Source organism: Vibrio iocasae (assembly GCF_042245395.1).
Taxonomy (GTDB): domain Bacteria; phylum Pseudomonadota; class Gammaproteobacteria; order Enterobacterales; family Vibrionaceae; genus Vibrio; species Vibrio iocasae.
Window position 1 is genome coordinate 487889 of the sequence record NZ_CP145310.1, and the last position, 16664, is coordinate 504552.

General features: G+C 44.0%; 17 protein-coding genes and 1 pseudogene. 11 read left to right on the plus strand and 7 right to left on the minus strand.

The annotated features are described in order from the left end of the window. Positions 1–39 precede the first annotated feature (39 nt). A complete protein-coding gene (locus SNR28_RS02225; RefSeq protein ID WP_375749391.1) occupies positions 40–585 on the plus strand; it encodes a cytochrome b in 546 nt (181 codons plus the stop codon). A 13-nt stretch (positions 586–598) separates the two neighbouring features. On the opposite strand, the gene SNR28_RS02230 is transcribed toward SNR28_RS02225, so the two are convergent. Next, on the minus strand, positions 599–1747 hold the full coding sequence (locus SNR28_RS02230; protein ID WP_375749392.1) for an amidohydrolase: 1149 nt from the start codon (positions 1745–1747) through the stop codon (positions 599–601). A 198-nt stretch (positions 1748–1945) separates the two neighbouring features. Between SNR28_RS02230 and SNR28_RS02235 the strand changes: the two genes are divergently transcribed. From SNR28_RS02235 to SNR28_RS02245, 3 genes are all read left to right on the plus strand, one after another. Then, on the plus strand, positions 1946–2926 hold the full coding sequence (locus tag SNR28_RS02235; protein WP_375749393.1) for a LysR family transcriptional regulator: 981 nt from the start codon (positions 1946–1948) through the stop codon (positions 2924–2926). Between the two features lie 42 nt (positions 2927–2968). Further along, entirely contained in the window at positions 2969–4297 is a 1329-nt protein-coding gene (locus tag SNR28_RS02240) for a D-serine ammonia-lyase (RefSeq protein WP_375749394.1), read from the plus strand. An 80-nt stretch (positions 4298–4377) separates the two neighbouring features. Continuing rightward, positions 4378–4671 (plus strand): hypothetical protein, encoded by a 294-nt coding sequence (locus SNR28_RS02245; protein WP_375749395.1) that lies wholly within the window; start codon positions 4378–4380, stop codon positions 4669–4671. A gap of 17 nt (positions 4672–4688) precedes the next feature. Here SNR28_RS02245 and SNR28_RS02250 read toward each other — a convergent pair. Beyond that, positions 4689–5042 (minus strand): annotated as a pseudogene (locus SNR28_RS02250) (Lrp/AsnC family transcriptional regulator); the annotation flags it as partial. 177 nt (positions 5043–5219) lie between these two features. On the opposite strand from SNR28_RS02250, the gene SNR28_RS02255 reads away from it, so the two are divergent. Both SNR28_RS02255 and SNR28_RS02260 read left to right on the plus strand, forming a co-directional pair. Then, positions 5220–5549, plus strand: a complete 330-nt coding sequence (locus tag SNR28_RS02255; RefSeq protein ID WP_375749396.1) for a hypothetical protein — start codon at positions 5220–5222, stop codon at positions 5547–5549. Between the two features lie 255 nt (positions 5550–5804). Next, positions 5805–6335 carry a transposase gene (locus SNR28_RS02260; protein ID WP_375749397.1) on the plus strand — a complete coding sequence of 177 codons (531 nt, stop codon included), beginning with the start codon at positions 5805–5807 and terminating at the stop codon, positions 6333–6335. Between the two features lie 234 nt (positions 6336–6569). Here the strand turns inward: SNR28_RS02260 and SNR28_RS02265 are convergent, their stop codons facing one another. Next, entirely contained in the window at positions 6570–7235 is a 666-nt protein-coding gene (locus SNR28_RS02265) for an NAD(P)-dependent oxidoreductase (protein ID WP_375749398.1), read from the minus strand. A gap of 101 nt (positions 7236–7336) precedes the next feature. Here SNR28_RS02265 and SNR28_RS02270 point away from each other — a divergent pair, with 101 nt between their 5' ends. Both SNR28_RS02270 and SNR28_RS02275 read left to right on the plus strand, forming a co-directional pair. Then, positions 7337–8224 (plus strand): LysR family transcriptional regulator, encoded by an 888-nt coding sequence (locus SNR28_RS02270; RefSeq protein WP_375749399.1) that lies wholly within the window; start codon positions 7337–7339, stop codon positions 8222–8224. Between the two features lie 107 nt (positions 8225–8331). Beyond that, a complete protein-coding gene (locus SNR28_RS02275) occupies positions 8332–8538 on the plus strand; it encodes a hypothetical protein (protein WP_375749400.1) in 207 nt (68 codons plus the stop codon). Between the two features lie 61 nt (positions 8539–8599). On the opposite strand, the gene SNR28_RS02280 is transcribed toward SNR28_RS02275, so the two are convergent. The 4 genes from SNR28_RS02280 to SNR28_RS02295 all read right to left on the minus strand — a co-directional run bounded on the left by SNR28_RS02280 (position 8600) and on the right by SNR28_RS02295 (position 12247). Beyond that, positions 8600–9040: a MarR family winged helix-turn-helix transcriptional regulator gene (locus SNR28_RS02280; RefSeq protein WP_375749401.1), complete on the minus strand. Its 441-nt coding sequence runs from the start codon at positions 9038–9040 to the stop codon at positions 8600–8602. Positions 9041–9195: 155 nt separating this feature from the next. Next, a complete protein-coding gene (locus SNR28_RS02285; protein ID WP_375749402.1) occupies positions 9196–9420 on the minus strand; it encodes a hypothetical protein in 225 nt (74 codons plus the stop codon). Between the two features lie 116 nt (positions 9421–9536). After that, on the minus strand, positions 9537–10895 hold the full coding sequence (locus SNR28_RS02290; RefSeq protein WP_375749403.1) for a phosphomannomutase CpsG: 1359 nt from the start codon (positions 10893–10895) through the stop codon (positions 9537–9539). Continuing rightward, positions 10892–12247 carry a glycosyltransferase gene (locus SNR28_RS02295; RefSeq protein ID WP_375749404.1) on the minus strand — a complete coding sequence of 452 codons (1356 nt, stop codon included), beginning with the start codon at positions 12245–12247 and terminating at the stop codon, positions 10892–10894. The genes SNR28_RS02290 and SNR28_RS02295 overlap by 4 nt, the downstream gene beginning before the upstream one ends. A gap of 312 nt (positions 12248–12559) precedes the next feature. On the opposite strand from SNR28_RS02295, the gene SNR28_RS02300 reads away from it, so the two are divergent. From SNR28_RS02300 to SNR28_RS02310, 3 genes are all read left to right on the plus strand, one after another. After that, a complete protein-coding gene (locus SNR28_RS02300) occupies positions 12560–14257 on the plus strand; it encodes an alpha-amylase family glycosyl hydrolase (RefSeq protein WP_375749943.1) in 1698 nt (565 codons plus the stop codon). A gap of 65 nt (positions 14258–14322) precedes the next feature. Continuing rightward, positions 14323–15672 carry an ABC transporter substrate-binding protein gene (locus SNR28_RS02305; RefSeq protein ID WP_375749405.1) on the plus strand — a complete coding sequence of 450 codons (1350 nt, stop codon included), beginning with the start codon at positions 14323–14325 and terminating at the stop codon, positions 15670–15672. A gap of 124 nt (positions 15673–15796) precedes the next feature. After that, a complete protein-coding gene (locus SNR28_RS02310; RefSeq protein WP_375749406.1) occupies positions 15797–16660 on the plus strand; it encodes a carbohydrate ABC transporter permease in 864 nt (287 codons plus the stop codon). Positions 16661–16664: the final 4 nt, after the last annotated feature.

Here is a 16664-nt window from a genome sequence, read left to right on the forward strand (position 1 = left end):
TACCTTAATTCAGATTTCAGTCTGAATTAAGGTATAAAAATGAACACCAAAGATAAATTGTCCTTACCTACCGTTGTATTGCATGGAGTCGTTGCAATACTGATGATATACATGCTTGTTTCCGGATTAATAATGGAAGATTTGGAACAGCAATGGTTCTTTGACTCTCATACATCCATCGGTGCAGTTATTGCTCTTGTTGTTGTCCCAAGAGTTATTGTCAGAATCTTCGAAGGGTGGCCCAAGCCAGTAGGCGAATACACGAAACTTGAGAAAAATGCTGGAAAAATCGTGCATTGGATTTTGATCGTATCGACCATCCTGATGCCTTTATCCGGCATTATGATGGCGATTGGTGGCGGTCATGGCTTAAGCTTTTTTGCCTGGGAGATTGTTGCCGCCTTACCCGAACAATCTGGAGAAGTGAGCACGGTTTACCCATTGATCGAAGAATTTGGGGATTCTATCCACTCTTTTGTTGGGTCTAACTTACTGCCTGTTGCGCTAATTCTGCATGTTGCTGGGGCGATCAAGCATCACATGATAGATAAGGACCGAACTCTTGTCCGTATGATGGGTAAGTAAAGAGTCTGCTCTACTAGGAGCTTCGCAACCCATGTATTTCCTTGATTAGCGCCATAAATAAGTTGCATGCTGTATCTAATATCTCGTCAGGAAAATCGTAATCAGGGTTGTGCAGCTCAGGGTGATGCTGACCACTTCCTATACCAAAAAGAGCGCCATCAAACTTCAGCAAAAACTCGGAGAAATCTTCGGACCAACGCAAAGGTTCATTAAGCTCTGTGATGGATAAACCGAGCTTTTGCGCCTGACTTTTTAACAGCTCCACATGAGAATCTGAGTTAACAGCCGCATTAAATGGTTCGTGCCATGAGTGCGTGATGGCCAAATCACTGTGTTGCTGCATATGACTCAGTTGGTCGGTAAGCTGCTGTTTCATACTGTTAAAGGCGTGGTTGCTCTCGCTACGAAGTGTGGCCATGATTTTCGCGCTCCCGGCAGAAACACCGTAAGCCTCTTCCCCTAGCTTGGCATAAACAATAGTGACAAGGCTGGATTTGTCTTCACTCTGCTCTGGTAACTGTTGTAGAAAACTGATGATTTCCACCATCTCACCGACAGGGCTAATTCCCTTTTCCGGGTAGGCTGCGTGTGAAGTTTTACCTTGCAACTCGATGCAAACGCCGGTTGAGGCACAGGCAAACGTTCCTTGCTTTACCACTATTTCATGTAACGGATGGCCGGGTAGGTTGTGATAGGCAAATACGTTGTCAACTTTGAGGTCGTTCAGCTTAGGATGGTTGAGCATCGAATTGGCACCTGTTCCTGTCTCCTCCGCTGGCTGAAACAGTAAAACAACTTTCCCTTGCTCAGGTGGGTTTTGACTTAGTGATTGAGCAACTTTAAGTAGGGAGGTTGTATGTCCATCGTGACCGCATCCGTGCATCACACCATCATTTTGCGAAACATGAGCGTGTTTCGCTTTTTCCTGTACAGCGATTGCGTCAAAATCGGCCCGCAGCAAGGTAGTTGGGCCAGGTTCTTTGCCTTCAACGGTACAGATTAATCCGTATCCACTAATGTTAGTTACAGGCTCTAGTCCAAACATCTTTAGTTGCTGTGCAATCGTTATGGCTGTTTCACGTTCATGGCAGGAGAGTTCCGGGTTTTGGTGTAACTTCTTCCGGTAACCTGGAGCATCAAATGTTGTTTTGTTATTGCTCATCGTGAGTTTCTCCCTGAATGCCTCGAATGTGCGCAATTGACAATATGGATGACGTTATAGACTGTTCTGAATATTGTAAACCTCTTTGTTGTTAACGAAATGTTGCTCGACTTCTCACAAGTTAAATGACGGTATAAAAGTAAGCCTCTGTTTGACATACAATATTTATAAAATTGAGCAAACGTCAGGGAACAGACAATGACAAAGGAAGGAGCAAACAGTAGCGGGCTTATTGGGGGAGGTACGATTGAGCCTCAACAGCTGGTCAGGATGCTTTTCTTTATTGAGTTAATCAATGGCGGTTCAATCAGCAAAGCGGCTGAAACCATGGGAATCTCGATCAGTACTGGCTCCAGATGGCTTGGCGATCTAGAGAATGAACTGGGGATTACCCTCTATCAAAGAAACAACCCTAATGAGAGGCTCACCGAAGCAGGGATGTTCTTGTACGAGAAGTTTTCGGATATCACCAATGACATTCATCTGATGCTCAATGAGTTATCAAAGTTCACTTCTGAACCACGTGGCAACATCAAAGTATGCTGTACCCCTGTTTATGCGGAAAGTGTTGTGCTTCCTATTATTGGAGAGTTTGTTGAAGCGAATCCCTTGGTCAACATTGAACTGACGTTAACTCCCAGAGGTCTGGATTACCATCACGACCATGACTTCATTATCTCTGCCATTGCGGGTGTTGCTTCAGATAAAGATTCAGAGCTCCTTCTGACACGCAAGAATCTGATTACTGAACGGTTCATTACCGTCGCGTCTCCGGAATACATCAGAAAACATGGGGAACCTAAGGTACCTTCGGAGTTAAATAATCATCGTTGTTTGTTCTCTAACACACTGCAAAATCAGAAGCAGTGGGTGTATAAGCAAAATGGAAAGCAGGTACCTATAGAGATAATGAAATGGATAGAGCTTTCTGATGCCAAGATGATGCTATCCGCTGCGCTCAATTCAACAGGGATAACCTACCTACCTGAATTTATAGTGAAAAGGCATATTGATAGCGGCAAGCTGGTCAAGATTTTGGATGAATATGAAACAGACAATTGGCTGCTGAATATCTACTATTTACCACCAAAATTTATGACGCATTGTGCCAAATCATTTAAAGAGTACTTCTTATCTCGTTATAGTGAAAAATTAATAGAGTTTAAATCTTCCAATTAAGGGTACACTCTTATCTGGACGTCATCCCAGAAAGGAAGCCTAATGCCCACAATTGATGTAAACGAACTCACTCGCCGTTTTCCACTTCTCAATCAGCTTATTTCACTAGAAGAGATATCCTGGTTTAACCCTGCTTCCACAAGACTTGAGCAGGCGCTTCCTTATGTTGGGTTGGGAGCAACAGATATACAGGATGCCAGTGAGCGACTAAAACGCTTTGCACCATACTTGGCAAAGGCATTTCCTGAAACTGCGGCTTCCAATGGGATTATTGAATCTGAACTGGTCGCAATACCTCAAATGAAAAAACAGCTAGAGGCGTTAGCAGAGCAACCTTTGCCTGGGAGTCTGTTGCTGAAAAAAGACAGCCATCTTCCTATCTCGGGGTCTATTAAAGCCAGAGGTGGCATTTACGAAGTCTTAACTCATGCCGAAAAACTGGCGATGGAAGCCGGTTTACTTGTTTTAGAGGATGATTACAGCAAGTTAGAAAGTGAAGACTTCAAACAGTTCTTCAGTCAGTTCAGCATTGCGGTCGGCTCGACGGGTAATCTTGGTTTGTCTATCGGTATCATGAGCGCCAAGTTAGGGTTTAGTGTCTCTGTCCATATGTCTGCTGACGCGAGAGAGTGGAAAAAAGAGAAACTGCGTTCACATGGTGTCAACGTCGTTGAATATTCGGATGACTACAGTGTTGCAGTGGAGCAGGGTCGTAAAGAAGCAGAGAAAGATCCATCCTGCTTCTTTATTGATGATGAAAACTCAAAGACGCTATTTTTAGGGTATTCAGTTGCGGGAGAGAGGCTGAAAGCTCAATTGGACGAAGCGGGGATAGTGGTTGATAAAGAACACCCGCTATTTGTTTATTTGCCTTGTGGTGTTGGCGGGGGCCCAGGTGGTGTTGCGTTTGGATTGAAAATGGCGCTAGGTGACCACGTACACTGCATTTTTGCTGAACCTACCCATTCACCATGTATGTTGCTTGGCGTGCATACCGGACTACATGATGAGATCTCAGTACAGGATATTGGCATCGATAACGTAACAACAGCAGATGGGCTAGCAGTTGGTCGGGCATCTGGTTTTGTTGGCAGAGCGATGGAAAGGCTTCTGGATGGTTACTACACCATTTCAGATGAAAACATGCTTCGTTATCTGAGAATGCTGAATCAATCAGAATGCATCTTGTTAGAGCCTTCAGCATTGGCCGGGATGGCAGGACCAATGAACGTTTCTAGAGACAAGGAGTATCTGCAGCACCTGAGGCTTGATGAAGCAACTTTGAGTAATGCAACTCATCTTGTTTGGGCAACGGGTGGTGGAATGGTCCCAGAACGAGAGATGCACGCTTATCTAAACAGTGGTATGTGAGAAGGTTCTCGTTAACCGCTTTATTTATATGGTCTTATGTCTGGATAAGTGTCGTTTCCAAGAGATGTAGAGGTATAAATATGGAATTCATTGCAAAAAGAGAAGATGGCTGGCAGTTGTATAAAGCGAGTGAGCAGTACTTCGAGTCAAAAATTGAGTTGAGTGAAGAACAGCTCGCAACGGATGGTGAAGAGATGCTGATGAGCTCTGGCAATCTCAGACAACTGGCTTTTAGCGAGTCATCCATTAAGGGCTGGTTCAGCAGTGAAGGCGCAGCTGAAGATTTTCAAAAAGTCCTGGCTGCTCTAGAGCCACTTATCGTAGAGATGTGGAAAGAGAAGAAGATAGAGTCATGGGTAATGGAGATTTACTAGAACCGTAGTAACTCCTATCAGAATAGTTTGTCTTGAGTACTACTTGAATTTCTTAGATCGACTTCGGTAGTAAACTTTACCGTTCTCAACGAAATCGAGGTGTGAAATTTGCGTATGTTAAGGTCTTTTCGCAATGAACCCTCGATAAATCGTTCATATGCAGGAATACTGTCTACCTGCACAATCAACAGAAAGTCGTAGCTTCCCGATATCTGATAACACTGTGTCACTTCAGGATACTTCAATATCGATTGACGAAAGCTTTTATAAACATCTCCTCGATCACTATCCATTTCGATTGATACAACAAACGTAATACGATTCCCGACAAGCTTAGGGTTGATAATTGAGACATCTCCAATGATAACGCCAGCCAAGTTATGTCAATTATTATGAATGGACAATCGGTCAGATTGAAAACCTTGCGGCTATCTTTTGCGTGATATCTGTTTTAATCATTATGTTACGACTATTGAAGTTCCTTAAAATTGAACACCTTATGTCGTTGCTGATGGTGCCTTTTTTGAAGGTGTTAAGAGTCAGTAGGGATGCGGCTAATCTGGCTGTTATCGGCATCACACTGGGTCTTTCCTATGGCGGCGGCTGTGATTATCAATGAGGCCCAAAAGGGGCGTCTCACAAAGCATGATGCGGTAATTACCGTGTTGCTACTTAATTTGGTTCACAGCGTGTTTGAAGATACCGCTTTGATTTTGCTACTTGGAGCAGATCTGAACATGATCCTATGGGGAAGGATAGTATTCTCGATTGTTGCAACAGCTATTATTTCTCATGTCTATTTTGCCGTGGTAATAAAAAAAGAGCGACAGTTTCTTGATAGCTGCCAGAGTTTGCAGCGGATCGCTGATAGGCACTGATGAGTCTAGCGGTCAACGTGAAATCCTTCATTTGGAACATGGCATAGCTCGTGTGGAATTCGCAGGTGAAAGGTATTGGACAGAAACTTGCATCCTCGTTCTAAGGTTCCAGATTCACTTTTCCTCGTTCCCACGCTCCGCGTGGTAATGCATATCTAGTTTAGAAGTGCCACGCATAGCTCACATATTCTCCCATCTTTCATTTTTGACCCAATGCATAATCAGCAAAGAGATCACAGAATACAGAGAGGAAACATGGGAAGAAGTCGATACAAAATCGTGCACCAGGATGCCCCTCACTTTGTAACTCTAACTGTATTGCACTGGATACCTGTTTTTACCCGACCACAAACCGTAGACATCTTGTTTGATTCACTAACTTTTCTAATGAACGAAGGTGTGAAAATACATGCCTACGTAATATTGGAAAACCATTTGCATATGGTCGTCCAGAGCCAACAATTAAGTCGAGATATCGCTCGATTTAAATCCTACACGGCCAAACAGCTAATTTCGTATTTAAACCAGAACAAAGTAAAAACGATACTCGACCAGTTAGCGTTTTACAAAAAGGCACACAAGAATGACCGCACTTATCAGTTTTGGCAGGAAGGAGTGCATCCTGAGTTGATACAAAGTGATGAGATGATGCGTCAGAAGGTTGAGTATATCCACCAAAATCCGGTTAAAAGAGGATATGTTGATCTGGCTACCCACTGGCGATATTCAAGTGCACGCAATTATGAAGGTGAAAACGGACTGATTGATATTTGCAAGTCGTGGTGATTTATTAAGCTCGATACGCATTACCACGCAGAGCGTGGGAACGAGATCCAAATTTCAGTGATACTTCGTTGTGGGTCGAAATGTGGTCGTGCGGAATGTTGTGAACACGTTTTCGTGCATTTGTGTGAGAAACCATCAAAGGACGAGATACTTCGTATCGTCTATGTGCGTTGCTAGGATTTTCTCGTTTCCTAGCAACGTCTGCCCTCAGCAGTAACGAGGTGATTGATGTAGTCAACTGGCCATATACACGCCCTTACCAATAAACTGAACATCGTTTACCTGATCTAATAAAAAACGGGACAGTAGGTGCGTAGAAATTTTACCTCCCTGAAACTTTTCAGCGTTGGTTTTGAGTGGTTTGTCTGACAGAGCATCATCCATCGCGCCACAACGGGCGATGGTCCAATCAATATCTGATTGGCATAGTAGTTCATACTCCTTCTCTCGATCGACATAGATATCTCCCAGTAGCCGAGGAGCAACTTGCGCCAATAAAAAGTTCATGAAAAAACCGTTTCGATCTCCTGGTAATTTAAGGCTCACTCCTCCCGTTAAAACTAAACGACGGATACCATGTGTTGCCAATAAAGGTAGTAAAGCTCTGGTACTGTTATAACACGGCAGTTCTTTAGCAGACTCTTTGGCGGCTTTCATGCTTTCATTCATCCCGGTAGGACCTAAAGTTGATACGACTGCATCAGCTCCTTGTAACAACACGTCTAAATCTTCTCTGTCTCTAGCGTCCCCTTGGATTACTGTGATCTGAGCGTGCGGTGGTACCCTTGATGGTGTGCGTGCCAACACCCTTAGATGATAACCGCGTGCCAAAGCTTCCTTGATAACTTGTTGTCCGACGCGCCCTGTACCACCAAGTAAAGCAAGTGTTTTTGTCGTCATAATTCGCTCCTCAATATTATTTGAGTGCAGTATGCCACTTGTTTGAATGTAGGATTAGTGACTATAATTTGTCATCTATGATCCTATAATGGTATCAATAAATGTTGCTGAATTACCTAAAACCCATGGCTATCTTCGCTGCTGTGGTAGAAACCGGTAGCTTTACCCTCGCTGGAAAGCGTTTAGATATGCCGCGCGGTAAGGTGAGCGAGCAAATTAGTCGGCTGGAAAGTTACTTAGGTGTGAAGTTATTTCAGCGAAGTACCCGTAAGGTTAGTATCACTGAGGAAGGGGAAGCTTTATATCAGCATGCTCGGCATCTGATGCGGAGTGGTGTAGAAGGCGTCGATGAGGTCAAAAGTTTTGCAGAAGAAGTAAAGGGAAAGATACGGATAACAACGACCAATGATTTTTACCAATGCCTATTATTACCAATTCTGAAGCGTTTCCATCAAACCTATCCAAAGGTGCAGTTTGATCTCCAAATCACGGAGCAAGCTATGGCCATCATCGACGACTCAATCGATCTCGCGATTCGGTCTGGCGATCTACCTGATTCAGGCCTTATCTCGTTACCACTCGTCACTACACAGTTAAAACTGTACGCTAGTCCCGAGTTGAAGCACAACCTTCCTGATCACCCAGAGCAACTTGAATTATATGACTGGGTGGCGATGAACAATGGTGGTCAAATTAGTCCGCTGACTCTGAATCATCAAGACGGAAGACAAGCTACCGTGCAGCCTCGCTATCAACATCTAGCCAACAGCATTTCTAGTTATTCCCTGTTAATAGAGCAGAACTTCGGTATTGGTCTGATGACCGAGCACACTGCAAATGTTTTGGTGTGTCAGGGCAAGTTGATTCCGGTATTGCCAGATTGGTTTTATCAAACTATCCCGATTTCCCTGCTTTACCCTGCACGTCTGCACATGGCCACGCGCACCCGGTTATTATTGGAAGAAATACAGTCTTCACTTAATCCTTGAGCCGTAAGTGTTTGGTTGTTGTTAGTCACAAGTTGATAACAATTTGCACACATTAGTGTCTTGTACTAGCATTAACCTTTGTTGCTCTATGGCTAGGAGAGGCATAAATGGATGTTAAAAATCAAATAAAAGAAGCTTTAGAAAGAATAGTAGAATCAACTAATTATGATATGGAAAGGCTGGTTATCGAACATGCACAGCCCAATGATGTCAGGGTGACTTTTACCAACGATTATGAGTGTGAGGTTGCATTTAAGTACTCAGAAGGTGAGCTTTTCTTATGTGCAGATGGCCGGCAAATGCCACTAAAGTAAGTTGAGTTCAGGCTCATTCAGTTTCAGTTAAATGGAGCCTGAACAACTCCGCTCTCGCACATCAGTCGATTACAAGGTTTTTGAGTAAAGAGTCACTGATTCGTTTCAATTCAAGCGCTTCTTCTCTTGCGATATTAATTTTGCAGGAGAGTTTTTCAGGTACAGACACAGCATCGTCTTTTAGTGATTCGCCCTTTTCAGTCAGACTGATTTCCATCACCCTTTCATCTTTACTACTGCGATTACGACTAATCAGTTCTTTTTGCTCCAGTCGTTTTAACAGAGGCGTTAATGTGCCAGAGTCCAGATGCATCTTTTTACCAATCTCTTTGACATTTAATGGCGCATGTTTCCACAAAACGATCATTGTCATGTATTGAAGATAGGTGAGGTCGAGTTCATCCAGTAATGGTCGATAAGCTCTGAGTACCGCGTTGCTGGCACTATAAAGCGAAAAACAGATTTGGTTTTCGATATCAATAATCTGATCAGAGTTGCTCATTTTGAGTTGTACCGTGCTTAACTAAATTGTGCTCAATATACTTTATTCAATGGAATATGCAAATGAGAAGAGAAAAGGGAGGGATAATAAAGACTCGGTTGGTAACACCGAGCCTTCGTCTGCGTTTTATTTTGATGATACTTGGAGTTAAGCGATTAGTGGCCTAAAGCAACCCATGAATCGATATCGTTTTGTGTTACGTCATCATGAGTTGTTGAGATTAAGGGCAGTAACCATAGCGAGCTGTTGGAGCTAAAGTGATAGTCAGTGATGACAGCACTTCCCTGGACAATGCTTTTACCGTTTTTGCTTGTGATAAACGCTTTGATCATATTAGCGTATTTCTCATTCTGAGCTTCTATTTTGTACACACTACTCATAACACACCACTGCTACTTACTTCTTATAATCATAAAAATACTACTGAATTAGATACTGGTCAGGCTAGTACCAAATATGAGATTGCTCATTATATCGGCACTAGTGGCTGGTTTTGTTATATCAGTTCAAGAATTTCTTCAGTTTTTTGTCTCATCAGGTCCGGGTTTGCCCGGCTTTCGACGTTCAATCGAATCACTGGTTCGGTATTCGATGCCCTTAGGTTAAAACGCCACTCTTCGAATTCAAGGCTGATGCCATCGGTTTTATCGATAGTAATTGCCTGTTTAGCGTACGTTTCTTGAATGACAGAGATGGTCTCCTGAACATTTTCAACTCTTCGGTTTATTTCTCCAGAGGACGGATACTTCTGGATTCTTTGAGCAACAAGGTTAGATAGTGGCTGATTAGCGACACTTACTAATTCTGCAACCAGTAACCATGGGATCATGCCGCTATCACAATAAGCAAAGTCGCGAAAGTAGTGATGTGCACTCATTTCGCCACCATACACAGCGTCTTTGTCTCGCATGATCTGTTTAATAAAGGCATGGCCTGTTTTAGATTGGATAGGGGTACCACCATTCTTTTGCACGGTATCAATCGTGTTCCAGGTCAGGCGAGGGTCATGGATTATCCTGGCGCCTTTGTCCTTCTTCAAAAACGCTTCTGCCAATAGGCCAACAATGTAGTAGCCCTCGATGAAGTTGCCGTTTTCGTCAAAGAAGAAGCAACGGTCGAAGTCTCCATCCCATGCAATTCCCATGTCAGCCTGATGTTCTTTCACCGCATTTGCAGTATCGGCTCTGTTTTCCGGCAATATTGGATTTGGTATACCGTTTGGAAATGTACAGTCTGGTTCGTTGTGAATCTTGATGAACTCAATTGGCGCGTTAAGCTTGCTTAGTTTGTGCTCAAGTATGTCAACAACGTGTCCTGCCGCTCCGTTACCCGCGTTGACCACCAGCTTCAAAGGTTTGATGTTTGCTGGGTCAATGTAGGTTAATAGGTGATCACTGTAGTCATCCAACATGGAGATCTTTAGCAGGCTTCCTTTGTGGGAAACATCTTCAAACTGATTGGTCTCTGCCAGTTGTTTGATCTCAAGTAGTCCGGTGTCGTTACTGATAGGCTTAGCGTTTTCTCTTACCAGTTTCATCCCATTGTAGTTAATCGGATTGTGGCTGGCGGTAACAGCAATGCCACCGTCTATCTGCGGGTTACTGGCAGCAAAGTAAATTTCCTCTGTGCCGGCCAAACCGATATCGAGAACGTCTGAACCACCGTCCATCAACCCACGCGCCACAGCCGCCTTAAGGATAGGGGAGGTTTCACGAGCGTCCCCTCCGACAGCGACTACTTTTGGGTTTAAAAACTGTGCGTATGCACGGCCGATTCTGTATGCAATATCTTCGTTTAGCTCTTCACCCAACTTGCCACGAATATCGTAGGATTTAAAACAGGTCAGAGAATTCATTTTGCAGCCTCTTCTGAATTGAAAACGGAGGCCAGAAGCGTTCTGAGTGCTGGGTAAGAGAAGTTTTTCTCACCAATCTGATAGTTGACGTCCATATTCTGTTTACGTAGGTCTTTATCAAGAAGGTAGGTCAGGGTTTGATCTACTGCCTTGTCCAGAACTGCATTTTCAACAACGGCTAAACCTGTTTCATCAAGGGTATGAGTATTGCCTAAGTCGATAATATTGAACTTGTAATCCGCGATATCCAGGTCATAAACCGGATAGCGGTATACCGCCATGGGTACTCTTGCGATCAAGCCTTCGAGGAACTGATTTCCCCAGCCTTCCAACAGGCTTGGGTAAGTGATGATGTCTGCATGACAGTAAACATCCCAAAGTGAATAAACCTTGGTTCCGTCCTCCTGACGTCTTGAGTGACCGACAGACTCATTAATAAACAATAACTCTACGTTGCAGGCTGCGGCTTTGTCTTTCAACAATGCTAAGTAAGGCTCATCCTCGTTCATACCAGCAAATACAAGGATAATACGGCTATCTTCGGTGAAAACACGTCCATTGTAGAGAGTCTTACCGACTAACTGATCACGTTTTTCATTAAGCTTGCTTAATAGGTCCAGGGCAATTTCAATACCCTTACGTTCAACGATTCGAGTTGCCTGAAGGAAGAAAAGGTCGTTCTCTTTGATTCCAAACCTTTCTCTAAGATCTTCATTAAACGAATCAATTTCCCACTGATTACCGTGAAAATCGAACACATTCGGAACGACTACTGAGTCAACACCTCTGCGTTGCTTTAGTTCGGTTTGTGCAATTCGGTTGATCACACAGTGGCGAATAAGCGGATGACTAGGCGGGAAATATTGCTCCAGCAAAGCTGAAATTCCCGGAACTGTTGGGTTGGAGTACTTTTCCCGTTCCCAGTGGAAGTCGTGATGGTGGCATATCACTTTGGTGCTGGTGCTTTCAATCGCCTTCATAAGCCCGATTGCAGCAGGTAAGTGATAACCCAATGACCAGATGTTATTTGGTACAACGATATCTATATCGTAGTTGTTTATTACTTCAATGATTTTATGAGAAATGGTTTCTGAAATGCTGTTGATCTCATTGAGCAGAACCGCTTCCGATTCAAAATCAGTTAACTCAACATAAGCGTTGTGAATGATTTTGTCGTTTACAGGGTTTAGATAATGCATTTCCGGAATGAGGAGCGCCTGGCAGCTTCCCGACGACCCAGCCATGTAGTGCACATTGTGTCCAAGTGCTTCAAGTGCTTGTTTCCATTTGTCCATTTCAAGAGAAACGCCATCGGTTTCTCCCACGCGGAAGTGTGCAAGTAATATGTTCATTTTGGTGCTCTCAGCCCTAACCCTTAGATTTTAACACGCGCTAATCTAACGGATTTGTAACCTGTATAGACAGGCTTTTTGTTGATTTAATCGTCAATAATTGATCTTGTTCACGAAAAAACAAAACCGGTTTTGATTATCCGGCAAAATGAGATTTAGCTCAAACATTCAGCGGAATTATCGCTCTATACTGAATTGCAGTTGAGTTCTAGCAGTGACATAAATTTTATCAGTCACTTTTTTTTGAAAGTTAACCGAAACCGGTTTTGTTGTTTTGGGTTAACAATTGTAGTTAAGGTAATGGAAAGAAAAATGGTCCAGGAGCAAACAAAATTCTCAGGTGTTAAAAAGGATCTGCAGCAGATTCTGGCTGGCGTCTACTCTCCGGCACAACTAAGTGTTCTTATCCCAAACCTGATGAAGGTTATTGAGGCTCAGCCTTCTTATCAGGGTAAAAAACAGTGGGTTGATCAAAGTGATATCATGCTCATTACTTATGGTGATTCCATTCAGGAAGAAGGCAAAGCCCCGCTTCAAACCCTGAATGAGTTTTTGAACGACAACGCTAAAGATGTTCTGTCGGCAGTTCACCTATTACCTTGTTTCCCATATACCTCAGATGATGGCTTCTCTGTTGTTGATTACTGGAAAATCAATCCGGATCTGGGTGATTGGAACAATGTTCAGGCACTGTCTGGTGATTACGATCTGATGTTTGATGGTGTAATCAACCACATTTCGCAATCCAGTGATTGGTTCCAGGGTTACCTTAAAGGCGAAGAGCAGTATCGGGACTTCTTTACAGAAGCGAATCCTGACCGTGACTACAGCTCAGTAACTCGCCCTCGCGCTCTTCCACTTCTGACAACGTTTGAAACCGCTCACGGCACTAAGCACATCTGGACGACATTTAGTGAAGACCAGATTGACCTTAACTTCCGTTGCCCTGAAGTGTTCCAGAAGATTGTAGAACTTCTACTTTTCTACGCAGAGCAAGGTGCATCATTTATTCGCCTTGATGCGATTGGCTTTATGTGGAAAGAGCTGGACACTCCTTGTATTCACCAGCCGCAGACTCACGCCATTGTTCAGGCAATGCGCGCAGTGATGGGTGCAGTCGCGCCTCATGTAAAACTGATTACTGAAACTAACGTTCCACACAAAGACAATATCAGCTACTTCGGTAATGGCGAGAACGAAGCGCACCTTGTTTATCAGTTCCCGCTACCACCGCTGACTCTGCATACTTTGCAAACTGGTAACAGTGAGAAGATCGTTGAGTGGATGGATAGCCTTGAGCCTTGTTCAGACAAGACAACCTTCTTTAACTTCCTTGCTTCACACGATGGCATAGGTGTTCGTCCGGTTGAAGGAATCCTGAGTAAAGAGCAGGTTAATCATCTTCTTGATGTTGTACAGACTAATGGTGGCCGCGTTTCGTTCAAAGATAACGGTGACGGTACACAAAGTCCGTATGAACTGAATATCAACTATTTTGATGCCGTTAGCGCCATTGACGCTGATGCTGAAACAAACCTAAACCGTTTTATGGCGGCACAGTCTATTCTTATTTCTATGGCTGGTGTTCCGGGAATCTACGTGCACAGTCTTCTTGGTTCGGGTAACGACTTAGAAGGTCTGGAAAAACTTGGGTACAACCGCGCGATTAACCGTGAAAAGCTGGTCAGAAGCGAGGTAGAAAAAGAACTTAACGACCCTGAATCGCGTCGCAGTCAGGTTCTGAATCGATTTAAGAAACTGCTCACCATTCGCAAGCAGGAAGAAGCATTTACTCCGTTTGCTTCCCAACGCGTTGTGAAATCTGGTGAGCACCTTATTACCTTTGTCCGTGGTGAGACAGTCGCTGTGGTCATTAACATCTCAAATCAGGTTGTCGAACTTGATACCAACACTCTGCTTGATGGTATCAGCCGCGACTTGATAAGCGGTGAAGCTGCTTCTGGCAAGCTTTCCATTCAGCCATATCAGGTAATGTGGCTGAGTAAATAATGGTTCGGGCTATCTCGGTAGCCCACTTAATAACAATATGAATCCTAATCGTAAGGGATAACACGATGAAACTAAAAACTCTGACTCTTGGTCTCGCTGCTGCGGGCTTATCTATGTCAAGTGTTGCAAATGCAACCACGGTTGAATTCTGGACAACACTGACTCAGTCTGATCGTATGCAGACAATCGAAGTTATGGCGGATGTGTTTGAAGCACTAAACCCAGGCATCGATGTGAAAGTAGTAGGTGTGGACGAGAATGACATTCCTAAGCAGATCGCTGCAGCAGCGGCTTCTAACACACTACCTGATATGATCGAAGTTGGGTCTAACCTTTCTCTGGCGTTTGCTGAGCAAGGTATCGTTGACCTTGACGCGACAACAGATGTTGTAAACAAACTGGGTAAAGAGCGCATCTATAAAGGTGCACTGAAGATGATCGAAGATCCAGCGAACGGCAAGTTTGTTGCTATCCCTTACCGTGGTTGGGTTCAGGGTATCTGGTATCGTGCTGACTGGTTTAAAGACGCAGGTCTTGAGCCACCAACAACATGGGAAAACATTGAGAAAGCCGCTAAGTACTTCAACAAGCCTGAAGAGAACCAGTACGGTATTTTGATCGGTACAAAAGCAGACAGCTTTGCTGAGCAGGTTTACACCCAGTTTGCGCTTTCTAATGATGCAGCTCAGTTCAACAAAGATGGTGAGCTAGTATTTAACTCTGGCGCTCAGAAAGAAACTCTGGACTTCTACAAGCAGCTATCTGAGTACACACCACCGGGTCCACAGACCTGGCGTGCACGTGACTACTACCTTCAGGGCAAGCTGGCGATGTTCTTCTACTCAACGTACATCATGGATGACATCGCACTTGCAGAAGCGGCAGCAAGTTCTTTGGGTACAGAAAACTTCCAAGACCTGAAAGGCGCAACATTCGATCCTGAGCTAGCGAAGAACACTCGTCTTGCTACGACAATTACTAAAACGTCACCTTCTACATTCGGTACGCTTGTTGGCTTCTCTATCATGAAGAACGACAACAAAGAAGAAGTGGATGCGACTAAGGCGTTTATCGAGTACCTGAACGAGAAAGATCAAGTGGTAGCTTACTCTCACATGGCACCGGGTGGTCACCTGCCAATGCTACGTGATATCGCAGAAGATGAAGACTTCCTGAACGATCCAAAAGGTATCTTCAACCGCTACGGTAAAGAGTCTATCAAAGAGATCATCGCTGGTTTCGACAACATCAAGAATTTCTCGGTTGTTGATGGTAAAGCGTTCCCTAAATCAGGGGAGATTTTCTCTAAGCAGATTATCCCACGTATGGTTTACAGTGCAGTAATCGAAGATCAGGACACAGCGAAGTCTCTAGACTGGGCTGAAACAGAGATGCAGAAAGTTATCGCTGAGTAAGATAATTTGCATAACAGGCAGGCAGAAATGCCTGCCTAATTTAAACAACACATGCGAATAATCTCATAAGTACTTAACGAGGAATGTGTGGTAAGTGCATTCCAAATTAAGAAAGGAAATACCCATGACTCCATTAGAGAGAGCAGAAGCTCGGTTTGGTTGGAAACTAGTGGCTCCGACACTAGGTATTATCGGCCTGCTGATACTCTATCCAATTGTTTTTAACGTCTACCTTAGCTTTTTTGATGTCAAGCTGAACGGTGACAAACTTTTTGTCGGGCTGGAGAACTACTCAAGACTGTTGTCTAACCCTGACTACTACGCATCTATCGCGACGACAGGCATTTACCTGTTTGGTACCGTTGCAGGTACAACACTTTTAGGTCTGGCGGTTGCGTTGCTAATGCGCGAACCATTTAAAGGTCGCGGTTTGGTAAGTGCGGCAATTTTAATGCCCTATTTTGCTCCGGTTATCTCGGTTGTATTCGGCTGGCAGTTCCTGTTTGACCCGGTGAACGGTGTCTTCAACTGGATGATGGTCGATGTACTGAACATACTGGACCAACGAACAAACTTAATCGGTGAACCAGACTCAGCGGTTTGGGTGGTAATAATCTTCGACGTGTGGAAACACTTCCCGATTGCCTACTTGCTGATTTTGTCGAAACTGACTTCTATTCCGAAAGATCAGTATGAAGCGGCTGCCATTGATGGTTATGGCCCGGTTGGACGCTTCTTCCACGTGACGCTTCCGGAAATCTACTTTGTATTGGCAACGGTCGTTATCTTGCGACTTATCTGGAACCTGAACCGATTTGAAGATGTGTTCCTGTTGGCGCCAAACGTAGAAACACTACCTGTATTTACCTACTACCAGGCATTTACCGGTGTTATCGACCAGGGTCTTGCAGCGGCAACCTCGGTTATCCAGTTCGGTGTGCTTTGTGTGCTGATTTGGTTCTATGTTAAGAAAATTCTTAAGTGGTAAGTGA